The sequence below is a fragment of the Blastococcus sp. SYSU D00868 genome (genome assembly GCF_054050575.1).
In genome coordinates, this window is sequence record NZ_JBJGZO010000001.1 from 139945 (window position 1) to 152610 (window position 12666).

Annotated in this window: 11 protein-coding genes and 3 tRNA genes; 12 read left to right on the top strand and 2 right to left on the bottom strand. The window is 74.9% G+C overall.

The annotated features are described in order from the left end of the window. The first annotated feature begins 57 nt into the window (after positions 1–57). From ACI79F_RS00625 to ACI79F_RS00675, 11 genes are all read left to right on the top strand, one after another. Positions 58–870, top strand: a complete 813-nt coding sequence (locus ACI79F_RS00625; protein WP_456543728.1) for a fumarylacetoacetate hydrolase family protein — start codon at positions 58–60, stop codon at positions 868–870. Continuing rightward, on the top strand, positions 867–2336 hold the full coding sequence (gene gltX / locus ACI79F_RS00630; protein WP_456543727.1) for a glutamate--tRNA ligase: 1470 nt from the start codon (positions 867–869) through the stop codon (positions 2334–2336). Before ACI79F_RS00625 ends, gltX begins: the two co-directional genes overlap by 4 nt. Positions 2337–2346: 10 nt before the next feature. Next, complete coding sequence (locus tag ACI79F_RS00635; protein WP_456543726.1) at positions 2347–3621, top strand: CPBP family intramembrane glutamic endopeptidase; 1275 nt, start codon at positions 2347–2349, stop codon at positions 3619–3621. Positions 3622–3694: 73 nt separating this feature from the next. Then, positions 3695–3766: transfer RNA gene (locus tag ACI79F_RS00640), tRNA-Gln, on the top strand. 41 nt (positions 3767–3807) lie between these two features. Beyond that, positions 3808–3880 (top strand) — tRNA-Glu (locus ACI79F_RS00645). A 107-nt stretch (positions 3881–3987) separates the two neighbouring features. Continuing rightward, positions 3988–4060, top strand: a tRNA-Glu gene (locus ACI79F_RS00650). Between the two features lie 138 nt (positions 4061–4198). Further along, positions 4199–5299, top strand: coding sequence for a galactose-1-phosphate uridylyltransferase (galT, locus tag ACI79F_RS00655; protein ID WP_456543725.1), 1101 nt, complete (start codon positions 4199–4201; stop codon positions 5297–5299). A gap of 70 nt (positions 5300–5369) precedes the next feature. Beyond that, positions 5370–6539: a galactokinase gene (gene galK / locus ACI79F_RS00660; RefSeq protein ID WP_456543724.1), complete on the top strand. Its 1170-nt coding sequence runs from the start codon at positions 5370–5372 to the stop codon at positions 6537–6539. Between the two features lie 25 nt (positions 6540–6564). Continuing rightward, positions 6565–8247, top strand: coding sequence for a sodium:solute symporter family protein (locus ACI79F_RS00665; protein WP_456543723.1), 1683 nt, complete (start codon positions 6565–6567; stop codon positions 8245–8247). A 10-nt stretch (positions 8248–8257) separates the two neighbouring features. Further along, the gene (locus ACI79F_RS00670; protein WP_456543722.1) at positions 8258–8578 is read left to right on the top strand and encodes a hypothetical protein; all 321 of its coding nucleotides are present in this window, start codon (positions 8258–8260) and stop codon (positions 8576–8578) included. A gap of 66 nt (positions 8579–8644) precedes the next feature. Continuing rightward, positions 8645–9295: a class I SAM-dependent methyltransferase gene (locus ACI79F_RS00675; RefSeq protein ID WP_456543721.1), complete on the top strand. Its 651-nt coding sequence runs from the start codon at positions 8645–8647 to the stop codon at positions 9293–9295. Here the strand turns inward: ACI79F_RS00675 and ACI79F_RS00680 are convergent. Then, positions 9292–10407, bottom strand: a complete 1116-nt coding sequence (locus ACI79F_RS00680; protein WP_456543720.1) for a sulfite oxidase — start codon at positions 10405–10407, stop codon at positions 9292–9294. The genes ACI79F_RS00675 and ACI79F_RS00680 overlap by 4 nt on opposite strands. A gap of 54 nt (positions 10408–10461) precedes the next feature. Continuing rightward, positions 10462–11145, bottom strand: coding sequence for an IclR family transcriptional regulator (locus tag ACI79F_RS00685; RefSeq protein WP_456543719.1), 684 nt, complete (start codon positions 11143–11145; stop codon positions 10462–10464). Between the two features lie 83 nt (positions 11146–11228). On the opposite strand from ACI79F_RS00685, the gene leuC reads away from it, so the two are divergent. Continuing rightward, positions 11229–12653 carry a 3-isopropylmalate dehydratase large subunit gene (leuC, locus tag ACI79F_RS00690; protein ID WP_456543718.1) on the top strand — a complete coding sequence of 475 codons (1425 nt, stop codon included), beginning with the start codon at positions 11229–11231 and terminating at the stop codon, positions 12651–12653. Positions 12654–12666: the final 13 nt, after the last annotated feature.

Genomic DNA, 12666 nt, shown 5'->3' on the forward strand with positions numbered 1-12666 from the left:
GACCGTAGGGGTCCGGCGGCGGCGCGGCCCAGGGACGGGGGTCAGTAGCCTCGACGCGTGCGCATCGTCCGCTTCGCCTCGCCCTCGGGCATGTCCTTCGGAGTCCTCGACGGCGACGGCCAGGTCGCCCAGATCGACGGCCACCCGTTCGGCCCCATCTCCTTCACCGGCCAGCGCTTCCCGCAGGCCGACATCCGGCTGCTGTCGCCGATCCTGCCGAGCAAGGTGGTCTGCGTCGGGAAGAACTACGCCGCGCACGTGGCGGAGATGAAGACCGGCGACGCGCCGAAGGAGCCGCTGCTGTTCCTCAAGCCCTCCACCTCGGTCATCGGCCCCGGCGACGCCATCCGCATCCCGCCGGGCAGCACCAACGTGCACCACGAGGCCGAGCTGGCCGTCGTCATCGGGGCCCGCGGCGCGCGCAACGTCACCCCGGAGCAGGTCCCGGCCAGCATCTTCGGCTACACGATCGGCAACGACGTCACCGAGCGGGACATGCAGCGCAGCGACGGGCAGTGGACCCGGGCCAAGGGCTTCGACTCCTTCTGCCCGCTGGGCCCGTGGATCGAGACCGACCTGCCCGGCATCGGCAAGGACCCGGCCGACATCGAGGTCACCTGCACCGTCGACGGCGAGCTGCGCCAGCAGGGGCGCACCAGCCAGCTGCTGTTCGACGTGCCCACGCTGGTCTCCCACATCTCCCGCGTGATGACGCTGCTGCCCGGCGACGTCGTCCTCACCGGCACCCCGTCCGGGGTCGGGCCGATCGCGCCGGGCCAGCGCGTCGAGGTGTCGATCGAGGGCCTGGGCACGCTGACCAACACCGTCTCCGGCGCCGACACCGTCTCCACCGCCGGGGGCGCCCGGTGACCGTGAAGACCCGCTTCTGCCCGTCCCCGACGGGCCTGGTGCACGTCGGCGCGATGCGGACGGCGCTGTTCAACTGGGCGCACGCCCGGCACACCGGCGGCACCTTCGTCTTCCGCATCGAGGACACCGACGCCGCCCGGGACACCGAGGAGTCCTACCGGCACCTGCTGGACTGCATGCGCTGGCTGGGCCTGGACTGGGACGAGGGCCCCGAGGTCGGCGGCCCGAACGGCCCCTACCGGCAGTCCGAGCGCTCCGACGTCTACCGGGAGGTGGCCGCCAAGCTGCTGGCCTCCGGGCACGCCTACGAGTCGTTCTCCACCAACGAGGAGGTCGACGCCCGGCGCCGCGCGGCCGGCCAGGACCCCAAGCTCGGCTACGACAACGCCGACCGCGAGCTCACCGAGGCGCAGAAGGCGGCCTTCCGCGACGAGGGCCGGCTGCCGGTGCTGCGCCTGCGGATGCCCGACACCGACCTGACCTGGACCGACCTGGTGCGTGGGGAGATCACGTTCGCGGCGGGCTCGGTGCCCGACTTCGTCCTGCTCCGCGGCACCGGCGCCCCGCTGTACCCGTTCACCAACCCGGTGGACGACGCCCTGATGGGCATCACCGACGTGCTGCGCGGCGAGGACCTGCTGCCCTCCACCCCGCGGCAGATCGCGCTCTACCAGGCCCTCACCGACATCGGCGTCGCGCAGGGCACCCCGCGCTTCGGGCACCTGCCGCTGGTGTTCGGGGAGGGCAACAAGAAGCTGTCCAAGCGCGACCCGCAGTCGAACTTCGACGTCTACCGCGAGCGCGGCTTCCTGCCCGAGGGGCTGACCAACTACCTGGCCCTGCTCGGCTGGGCGATCGCCGACGACCGGGACGTGTTCTCGGTGGCCGAGATGGTCGAGGCCTTCGACGTCACCCGGGTCAGCGCCAACCCGGCCCGCTTCGACCTGAAGAAGGCCGAGGCGATCAACGCCACCCACCTGCGCGCGCTGCCGCTCGAGGAGTTCCTCGACCGGGTCCGCCCGTTCCTCGTCGGCGCCGGGCTGCTGGCCGATCCGCCGACGGCCGAGCAGGAGCGGGTGCTGGCCGCGATCGCCCCGCTGGCGCAGGAGCGGATGATCACCCTCTCCGACGCCGTCGGGCTGCTCGGCTTCCTGTTCACCGACGACGTGGAAGTCGACCCGGCCGCCGCGGCCAAGCAGCTGAGCGGCGCCGACGCCGCCGAGGTCCTCGACGCGGCCACCGCGGCGCTGACCGACCTCGGCGACTGGTCGACCGCGGCCATCGAGGAGGCGCTGAAGGCCGCCCTCGTCGACGGGCTGGGCCGCAAGCCGCGGCAGGCGTTCGGGCCGGTCCGGGTCGCCGTCAGCGGCCGGACGGTGTCGCCGCCGCTCTACGAGTCCATCGAGCTCCTCGGCCGCGAGCGGACGCTCGCCCGGCTCGCCGCGGCCCGCGCCAGCACGGGGTGAGGGGGGCGGGATGACCGGGGTGGGCGGGCCGTGGGCCGGCGGGGACGACGACGAGCCCTACGCCGGTCCGCCGCCCACGGCCCCCTACGCCGCCCCGCCCCGGGTCCCCGGCGCGCTGCCCGGCCGGCACCAGCCCGCGCCCCCCGGGGCGCCCGGCCCGGTCCCGTGGCCGCTGGGGCCCGTCCCGATGCCCGCCGGCCCGCACACGCCCACGGCCGGCCCGCCGCCGCCCTGGGTGCTGCCCGGCGGCGCCGTCCCGCCCGGCGGCCCCCTCGCCGGCCACCCGCCGTTCTACGGGCCGCCGCCCGGCCACCCGCCGTACGGGCCGCCGCCGTGGGCGCTGCCGCCGCCGCTGCCGCACGACGTCCCGACGCCCTACGTGCTCGTGATGCGCTCGCGCACCTGGCGGTGGTGGCGGCCGCTGCTCGGGCTGCTGCTGTTCGCCGTCGTCTACACGGTCGCCGCGGTGGTGGTGATCTTCGTCGGGGCGCTGGCGGTCGTCGCGCGCGGCACCGTCGACCTGGAGTTCGACGACCTCACCGACCCGTGGACGCTGCTGATCACCAACCTCAGCCTGATCGTCGCGATCCCGGTCGTGTGGCTGTGCTGGGTGGCGGCCCACCAGATGGGCATCGGCTCCTCGTCGTCCGTGCTCGGCCGGCTGCGCTGGGGGCTGTTCCGCGCCTACGTGCCCCTGGCGCTGCTGGCCCTGGGGCTGGGCATCGGCGTGCAGGTCGTGCTCGGGTTCGCGTTCGACGACGGCGCCGAGGTCACCGGGCCGATCCGCTCGTTCGCCTGGCTGCTGGTCCTCGTCGTCCTCACCACGCCGCTGCAGTCGGCCGCCGAGGAGTACGTGTTCCGCGGCTACCTGAGCCAGGCGGTCGCGGCGTGGATCGGCCGGGAGCGGGCCGGGGCGCTGGTCGCTGCGGTGCTCACCGCCGCGCTGTTCTCGCTGGCGCACGTGCCCGGCGACGTGCTGCTCTTCCTCGACCGGTTCGCGTTCGGCCTGGCCGCCTCGGCGGTGGTGTGGCTGACCGGGGGGCTGGAGGCGGCGATCGTGCTGCACGCGGTCAACAACGTCCTGGTGTTCGTGCTCGCCGGCGCGCTGGGGGAGGGGGTGGAGACCGAGGCGGTGGTCAGCGGCTGGGCCGGCCTGCTCGTCGTCGTCCTCGACGTGCTCGCCATGGCCGCCTACGTGCTGCTGGTCCGGCGCTCGGCCGCCCGCCGCCCGCCCGCCACCCGGACCCCCGCCCAGGACCTGCGGCCGGCGGTCGCGGCCCGCTGAGGGAGGGGGGTGCGCGGCGGCTCCGTGGCCGTCGGGTATGGTTGTCCCTGCGCCGCGAGGCGTGCACGACCCTTGGGGTATGGGGTAATTGGCAGCCCGACGGTTTCTGGTTCCGTTAGTCTAGGTTCGAGTCCTGGTACCCCAGCGAGGAAGCGCCATCTCCTCAGCACCACCGCAGTACCGCACGGCCCCGTCGTCTAGCGGCCCAGGACGCCGCCCTCTCACGGCGGTAGCGAGGGTTCGAATCCCTTCGGGGCTACGCGTCCGAGAGCCCCCGGCCTCCCCGGCCGGGGGCTCTCGCCGTTCCCGGGCCCGCCACCCCCGCCTGCGGACGTTCGGCCGCGGCGTGGCAGCATGGCGGTGCACGGCCCCGTCGTCTAGCGGCCCAGGACGCCGCCCTCTCACGGCGGTAGCGAGGGTTCGAATCCCTTCGGGGCTACGCGCTCGAGAGCCCCCGGCCTCCCCGGCCGGGGGCTCTCGCCGTCCCCGAGCCCCCGCGCGCGGCGGCCGGGAGGGGGCGCGACTAGCGTCGGTGCACGGCGCCGCCCCGCCGGGGCAGCAGGGAGGCGGGTTCGCGGTGATCCGGACGAGTCGTCGGCTGGCCGACGGCCGGGAGATCCTCTACTTCGACGCCGACGGCTCGCCGGCGGTGCACGACGGCGAGGACACGCGTGACCTGCCCCCGGTGAGCACCCACTCGCAGCTGCGCTGGGACGCCCTATTGGGGGAGTGGGTGGCCTACGCCGCGCACCGGCAGTCCCGCACCTTCCTCCCGCCGGCCGACGAGTGCCCGCTGTGCCCGACCCGGCCGGGCCGCCCGCCCACGGAGGTGCCCGAGGCCGACTACCAGGTGGTCGTCTTCGAGAACCGCTTCCCGTCGCTGGCCACCGGGGTCGACCCCGACGTGCCGCCCACCGCCCCCGGCGCCCCGTACGCGCCGCTGCGGCCGGGCTTCGGCCGCTGCGAGGTGGTGGTCTTCACCAGCGACCACGACCGGGAGCCGGCCGACCTCCCGCCGGAGCGCCTGCGGCTGCTCGTCGACGTCTGGGCCGACCGCACCGAGGCCCTGTCGGCGATCGAGGGCGTCGAGTACGTGTTCCCGTTCGAGAACCACGGCGAGGAGATCGGGGTGACCCTGGCCCACCCGCACGGGCAGGTCTACGCCTACTCCTACCTCCCGGCCCGCGCCGAGCGGCTGCTGGCCTCGGTCGAGCGGCACCGGGCGGAGACCGGCGGCGACCTGTTCGCCGACGTCGTCGCCGCCGAGCGCGGCGGCCCCCGGGTGGTCGCCGCCGACGAGCACTGGACGGCGTTCGTGCCCGCCGCCGCCCGCTGGCCCTACGAGCTGCAGCTGTTCCCCAACCGGCGGGTGCCCGACCTGCCCGCGCTGACCGGGGCGGAGCGCGACTCCCTCGCGGGCATGCTGCGCGACGCGCTCGGCCGCTTCGCGCACCGCTTCGACGAGCCGATGAACTACATCGCCGCCTGGAACCAGGCCCCGGTGCGCCGCGGCCGCGAGGACTGGTGGCTGCACCTGCAGCTGTTCAGCTTCCGGCGGGCGCCCGGGAAGCTGAAGTACCTGGCGGGGTCGGAGTCCGGGATGGGCGCGTTCATCAGCGACACCACCCCCGAGGACGTCGCCGAGCAGCTGCGGAACGTGCAGGTGATGGGCGAGTGAGCATCGCAGGGAGCACCGGCGACCGACGAGCGGAGCGGGTCCGGGACCGAGCCATGGGCACCGTGACGTGGTGAGGCCCGACGCCGAGCTGTCGGCCGCCGCGCGGGCCGCGTTCGCCGCCGCCTTCGACGCCGGGCCCGAGGGGGTCTGGGCAGCGCCCGGGCGGGTCAACGTCATCGGCGAGCACACCGACTACAACGAGGGCTTCGTGCTGCCCGTGGCGCTCGGGCAGACGACCCGGGCGGCGGCCGCCCGCCGCTCCGACGGCCGCGTCGCGCTCGTCTCCGCCCAGCACCCCGACCAGCGGGTGGAACTCGCCCTGGCCGACCTCGCGCCCGGTTCCCCCGCCGGCTGGGCCGGCTACGCGGCCGGGGTGGTCCAGGAGCTGCGGGAGCGGGTGCCCGGCGGGGTGAGCGTCCTCGTCGACGGCGACGTCCCGGCCGGGATGGGGCTGTCGTCGTCGGCGGCGCTGTCGTGCTCGGTGGCGCTGGCGCTGCGCGACCTGGCCGCCCCGGAGCTGGCCGTCGCCGACCTCGTCGACGTCGCCCGCGCCGCGGAGAACGACTTCGTCGGGGCGCCCACCGGGATCCTCGACCAGTCCGCGTCGCTGCTGTGCACCGCCGGGCACGCGCTGTTCCTCGACACCCGCGACCGCAGCAGCGAGCAGGTGCCGCTGGACCTCGAGGCGGCCGGGCTCGTGCTGCTCGTCGTCGACACCGGGACGACGCACAGCCACGCCGGCGGCGGCTACGGCGACCGGCGCCGGGAGTGCGAGCGGGCCGCGGAGCGCCTGGGCGTGCCCGCGCTGCGCGACGTCCCCGACGCCGCCGCCCTGGCGCCGCTGGACGACGGCACGGACGACGGCGCCGTCCTGCTCCGCCGCGCCCGCCACGTGGTCACCGAGGACGCCCGGGTGCTGGAGGTCGTCGACCTGCTGCGCGGCACCGGCGACCCGCGCGCGGTCGGGCCGGTGCTCACCGCCGGGCACGCCTCGCTGCGCGACGACTTCTCGATCTCCACGCCGGAGCTGGACGCGTGCGTGGAGGCCGCGGTGGGGGCCGGCGCCGCCGGGGCCCGGATGGTCGGCGGCGGGTTCGGGGGCAGCGCGATCGTGCTGGTCGAGGCGGGGTCCGTCGATCAGGTGACCGAGGTGATCACGCGTCGATTCCGGGAAGAGGGGTACAGCGCGCCCCGGACCTCCCTCGCCGTGCCGTCACGGGGGGCCCGCCGGATCGGCTGAACACCCCGCTCACCTGGAGGTCCGCGTGGACGAACTGCGTCTCGACGCCGAGCCGGTGGACTACCTGCTCGTCATCGTCTACTTCGCCGTCGTGCTGATGATCGGCTTCGCCGCGCGGCGGCGGGTCTCCGACAGCCTCGACTTCTTCCTCTCCGGCCGTTCCCTGCCGGCCTGGGTCACCGGCCTGGCCTTCATCTCGGCCAACCTCGGGGCCGTCGAGATCGTCGGCATGTCGGCCAACGGCGCCCAGTACGGCATGCCGACCATGCACTACTTCTGGATCGGCGCCGTCCCCGCGATGCTCTTCCTGGGTGTCGTGATGATGCCCTTCTACTACGGGTCGAAGGTCCGCAGCGTCCCGGAGTTCATGCGCCGGCGGTTCGGGACCGGCGCCCACCTGGTGAACGCGATCAGCTTCGCCGTCGCGCAGATCCTCATCGCCGGCATCAACCTCTACCTGCTGGCCAGCATCGTCGAGGCGCTGCTGGGCTGGCCGCTGTGGCTGTCGCTGATCGTGGCGGCGGCCGTGGTGCTCAGCTACATCACCCTCGGCGGGCTGTCGGCGGCGATCTACAACGAGGTGCTGCAGTTCTTCGTGATCGTCGCGGCGCTGACGCCGCTGACGCTGATCGGCCTGCACCGGGTCGGCGGCGTCGGCGGGCTGATCGACTCGATCACCGACGCGGGCAACGAGGGCGACCTGTCCTCCTGGCCCGGCACCGAGCTGACCGGCTTCGCCAGCTCCTTCTGGTCGGTCGTCGGCATCGTCTTCGGCCTCGGCTTCGTGCTCTCCTTCGGCTACTGGACGACGAACTTCGTCGAGGTGCAGCGGGCGATGGCGACCAAGTCGATGTCCGCGGCGCGCAGCACCCCCATCATCGGGTCGTTCCCGAAGATGTTCGTCCCGTTCGTCGTGGTGATCCCGGGCATGATCGCCGCCGTCCTCGTGCCGGGCATCGAGGCGCTCAAGGCCGGTCAGGAGAGCGACCTCGACTACAACGACTCGATCCTGGCGCTGATCGCGGAGGTGTTGCCCAACGGCCTGCTCGGCGTCGCGATCGCCGGCCTGCTCGCCGCGTTCATGGCCGGCATGGCGGCCAACATCTCGGCCTTCAACACGGTGTTCAGCTACGACATCTGGCAGCAGTACGTGAAGAAGGACCGGCCCGACGGCTACTACCTGAACATCGGCCGCTGGGCGACCGTCGGGGCCACGGTCGTCGCCATCGGGACGGCGCTGATCGCGTCGGGCTACAGCAACCTGATGGACTACCTGCAGACGCTGTTCGGCTTCTTCAACGCGCCGCTGTTCGCCACGTTCATCCTCGGCATGTTCTGGAAGCGGATGACGGCGACCGCCGGGTGGACCGGCCTGGTGTCCGGCACCCTGGCGGCGGTCCTGGTGGCGCTGCTCAGCGAGGACTCCTTCGGCTCGGCGTCGCTGGGGGTGCTGCCGCTCAGCGGCCAGGGCGCGAGCTTCGTGGCCGCCGGCGCGGCGTTCGTCGTCGACATCGTGGTGAGCGTCGCGGTCACCCAGGTCACCAGGCCGAAGCCGGTGGAGGCGCTCGTGGGCCTCGTCTACTCCGAGACCCCGAAGGAACAGCGCACCGACCCCGAGGCGCACCGCCTGCCCTGGTACCAGTCCCCGACCAAGCTGGCGGGCATCTCGCTGGTCATGGTCATCGCCCTGAACCTGATCTTCCGCTGAGGAGCCCTCGATGAGCAGCACGCCCGCAGAGCAGCCCTCCGGCCGGAAGCACGCCGCCGGGGCGTTCGACGTCCGCAACGTGATCGCCGCGCTGATCGGCTTCTACGGCGTCGTCCTGGTGATCGTCGGCCTGTTCGGCGAGACGGCCAGCGACCGGGAGAAGACCGGCGGCGTCAACGCCAACCTCTGGGCCGGCCTCGCGATGGTGGTCGTGGCCCTCGCCTTCTTCCTGTGGACGCGGTGGCGGCCGGCCGTCGTCGAGCCGCCCCACGCGCCGGGGGAGGGCGTGGACGACGGCACCGGCGCGACCACGGGGCCGCCGCGGCACTGAGCCGCGGCCCGGGCCCCGCGTTCGAGCGGGGACCGGGACGGCCACGACCGGCGTAGCCTGCCCGCCGTGGCCAGCCGGCTGTTCGCGGCGTTGTACGACCGCGCGCTGCAGGGCACCGAGGACGCGGGCCTGCGGGCGATGCGCGCGGAGCTCCTGACCCGGGCGCGCGGCGAGGTGCTCGAGGTCGGAGCGGGCACCGGGCACAACGTCGTCCTCTACCCGGACGCGGTGACCCGTCTGGTGCTCACCGAGCCGAGCCCGCACATGGCCCGGCGGCTGCGCGCGCGCCTCGCCGCGGAGGGGTCCGGCCGCGCGGCCGAGGTCGTGGAGGCGCCGGCCGAGTCGCTGCCGTTCGCCGACGCGAGCTTCGACACGGTCGTCTCGACCCTGGTGCTGTGCAGCGTCGGGGACCTCGCGCGCGCCGCCGCCGAGCTGTACCGCGTCCTGCGCCCCGGGGGCACGCTCCTCTACCTCGAGCACGTCCGCGGCGACGGCGGGCGGCTGGTCCGCTGGCAGGACCGCCTGGAGCGGCCGTGGGGGTGGTTCGCCGACGGCTGCCACCCCAACCGCGCCACCGAGGCCGCCCTCCGGCGGGCCGGCTTCACGGTCGGCGACGCCCGGCGGGCCGAGCTGCCGAAGGCCCCCGGGCTGGTGCGCCCGCTGGCCGTGGGCGCGGCCGGGCGCGACCAGCCCGACCGCCCGACGGCAACCCGCTAGGCCACGGTCACCGGGACCCGCTGCACCAGGTTGTTCGCCATCCCCTGGCGGTTCCACTCCTGCTCCAGCGGCTGCGCGCCGGCCTCGTCCCGGGCCCGCACCACGAGCTCGTGGCGGCCCGGCGCCGCCGTCCACTCCAGGGACCACGCCCGCCAGGCGGAGGGGTGCGCCGGGTCGGGGGCGGCGAGGTCCGCGTCGGCCCAGGTCGCCCCGCCGTCGGTGCTGACCTCCACCCGGGTCAGCGGCGCGCGGCCGGACCAGGCGCGCCCGGTGAGGACGACGCGGCCCGAGCGGACGAACCGCTCGCGGGTCATGAAGTCGGGGTGGCCGGGCGGGGCGAGCAGGGCCCGCGGGCGGATCCGGTCGACCGGGGTGCCCGGCTCGTCGCGGTCCACCTTCAGCCGGTAGGCGGTCGCGTTCTGGAACCCGTCGAAGGGCCGCTCCAGCACCTCGACGCGGGTCAGCCACTTCACGTGCGCCATGCCGTACCAGCCGGGGACGACCAGCCGCACCGGCGCCCCGTGCTGGGGCGGGAGGTCGGCGCCGTTCATCTGCCAGGCCAGCAGCACGTCCGGGCGCAGCGCCTCGGCCACCGGCAGGCCCCGCGCGTAGTCCTGCTCCACGCCGCGCTCGACCCCGTGGTCGGCGCCGGTGAACACGACGTCGACCGCCCGCGGTGAGACGCCGGCCTCGGCGAGCAGGGCGGCCAGGGAGGTGCCGGTCCACTCCGCGGTGCCGACCGCCTCCAGCAGCCAGGGCTGGCTCACCGGCCGCGGCTCGAACCGCGCCCGGCCGTTGCCCGCGCACTCCAGGGTCACCCGCTCGGTCTGCGCGGGCCGGGCGCGCAGTGCGGTCAGGTCGAGCTCCAGCGGCCGGTCGACGGCCCCGGTGACCACCAGCCGCCAGTCCTGCGGGTCGAGCGCGGGGATGTCGTAGTGGGTGAGGACGTAGTGCAGGCCGGGCGGCGTGACGTCGTAGCGCAGCGCCTCCAGCGGCATCCCGTGGTTGCGCGCGGCCAGCGCGAGCTCGTCGAGGCCGATGCCCTCGCCGGGCGCGGCGATGCGGGCCCGGCCGGCGGGCGCGGCAGCCGTGCCGGTGTCGGTGGCGGTCATGCCGGGTGTGTACGCGAGGGCCGCGCCCGGGGGAAGGGGCTTGGGTCAACCGCCTCAGCGGGCGGCGCGGCCGATCGCGCCGGCCGCCTCGAGCACGGCGGTGACGACCTCGGGGGAGGGGCGCCGCCCCAGCCGCTCGACCGGCCCGCTGATCGACACGGCGCCCAGGACGCCGCCGGTGGCGTCGCGGACGGGGGCCGACAGCGAGGCCACGCCGGGCTCGCGCTCGGCGATGCTGTGCGCCCAGCCGCGCCGGCGGACGTCGAGCAGGGTGCGCGCGGTGAAGCTCGCCGAGGGCAGCAGCGGCGTCACCTCCTCGGCCGGGGCGAAGGCGAGCAGCGCGTGCGCCGCCGACCCCGCCGTCATCGGCAGCCGCGCGCCCACCGGCACCGTGTCCCGCAGGCCCGACGCCCGCTCGGCCGCGGCGATGCACACCCGCGAGCCGCCGTCGCGCACGTAGAACTGGGCGCTCTCCCCGCTCGCGTCGCGCAGCGCCGCCAGGTGCCGGCCGGCCAGCTCGCCGAGGTCGGCGCCGCTGCGACCCAGCTCGGCCAGGCCCGGGCCGGGCGCCCAGGCGCCGGTCTCGGTGCGCCGGACCAGGCGGTGGCCCTCGAGCGCCACGGCCAGCCGGTGCGCGGTCGCGCGGGGCAGGCCGGTGCGCGCGACGAGCTCGGCGAGGGTCGCCGGGTGCTCGGCGACGGCCCGCAGGATCGCCACTGCTTTGTCCAGCACGGCCACGGGGTTAGGCTGTCCCACACAGCAATACTCGCATCCCACTGGGTGAGAAGCCAGCGGGACGTGTCACCCGGAGGGACACCGCCGTGCCGAAGACCCTGGCCGAGAAGGTCTACGACGCCCACGTCGTGCGCAGCACCGAGGGCGAGCCGGACCTGCTCTACATCGACCTGCACCTGGTGCACGAGGTCACCAGCCCCCAGGCCTTCGACGGGCTGCGGGCCGCCGGCCGCCCGGTGCGCCGTTCCGACCTCACGATGGCGACCGAGGACCACAACGTCCCGACCCTGGACATCCTCGCGCCGATCGCCGACCCGGTCAGCCGCGCCCAGGTGGAGGCGCTGCGCCGCAACGCCGCCGAGTTCGGCATCCGGCTGGCGCCCATGGGCGACCGCGACCAGGGCATCGTGCACGTCATCGGCCCGCAGTTGGGGCTCACCCAGCCGGGCATGACCATCGTCTGCGGCGACAGCCACACCTCGACCCACGGCGCCTTCGGCGCGCTGGCCTTCGGCATCGGCACCAGCGAGGTCGAGCACGTGCTGGCGACGCAGACGCTGCCGCAGTACCGGCCCAAGCAGATGGCGGTCACCGTCGACGGCGAGCTGTCCCCCGGGGTCTCCGCCAAGGACGTCATCCTCGCCGTCATCGCCCAGATCGGGACCGGCGGCGGCCAGGGCCACGTCATCGAGTACCGCGGCAGCGCCATCGAGAAGATGTCGATGGAGGCCCGGATGACCATCTGCAACATGTCGATCGAGGCCGGCGCCAAGGCCGGGCTGATCGCGCCGGACGAGACGACCTTCGAGTTCCTGAGGGGCAAGCCGCACGCCCCGCAGGGCGCCGACTGGGACGCCGCGGTGGAGTACTGGTCGACGCTGCGCACCGACGAGGGCGCCGTCTTCGACCGCGAGGTGCACATCGACGCGGCGTCGCTCACCCCGTTCGTCACGTGGGGCACCAACCCGGGCCAGGGCCTGCCGATCGCCGAGCGGGTGCCCGACCCCGCCGACATCGCCGACGAGAACGAGCGGCGCGACGTCGAGGGCGCGCTGGCCTACATGGGGCTGACCCCCGGCACGCCGCTGCGCGAGATCTCGGTCGACACGGTGTTCCTGGGCTCGTGCACCAACGGCCGGATCGAGGACCTGCGGGTGGCCGCCGAGCTGCTGCGCGGGAAGCGGATCGACGCCAACACCCGGATGCTCGTCGTCCCCGGCTCCGTCGCCGTCAAGGCGCAGGCCGAGGCCGAGGGCCTGGACGCGGTGTTCGTCGAGGCCGGCGCGGAGTGGCGCGGGGCCGGGTGCTCCATGTGCCTGGGCATGAACCCCGACCAGCTGGCCCCGGGGGAGCGGTCGGCCTCCACCAGCAACCGGAACTTCCAGGGCCGGCAGGGCAAGGGCGGGCGCACCCACCTGGTGTCGCCGGCCGTCGCCGCGGCGACCGCCCTCGCCGGGCACCTGGCCGCCCCCGCCGACCTGGCCGACGCGCCGGCCCCCGCGACCGTCTGACCGACCGGAGACC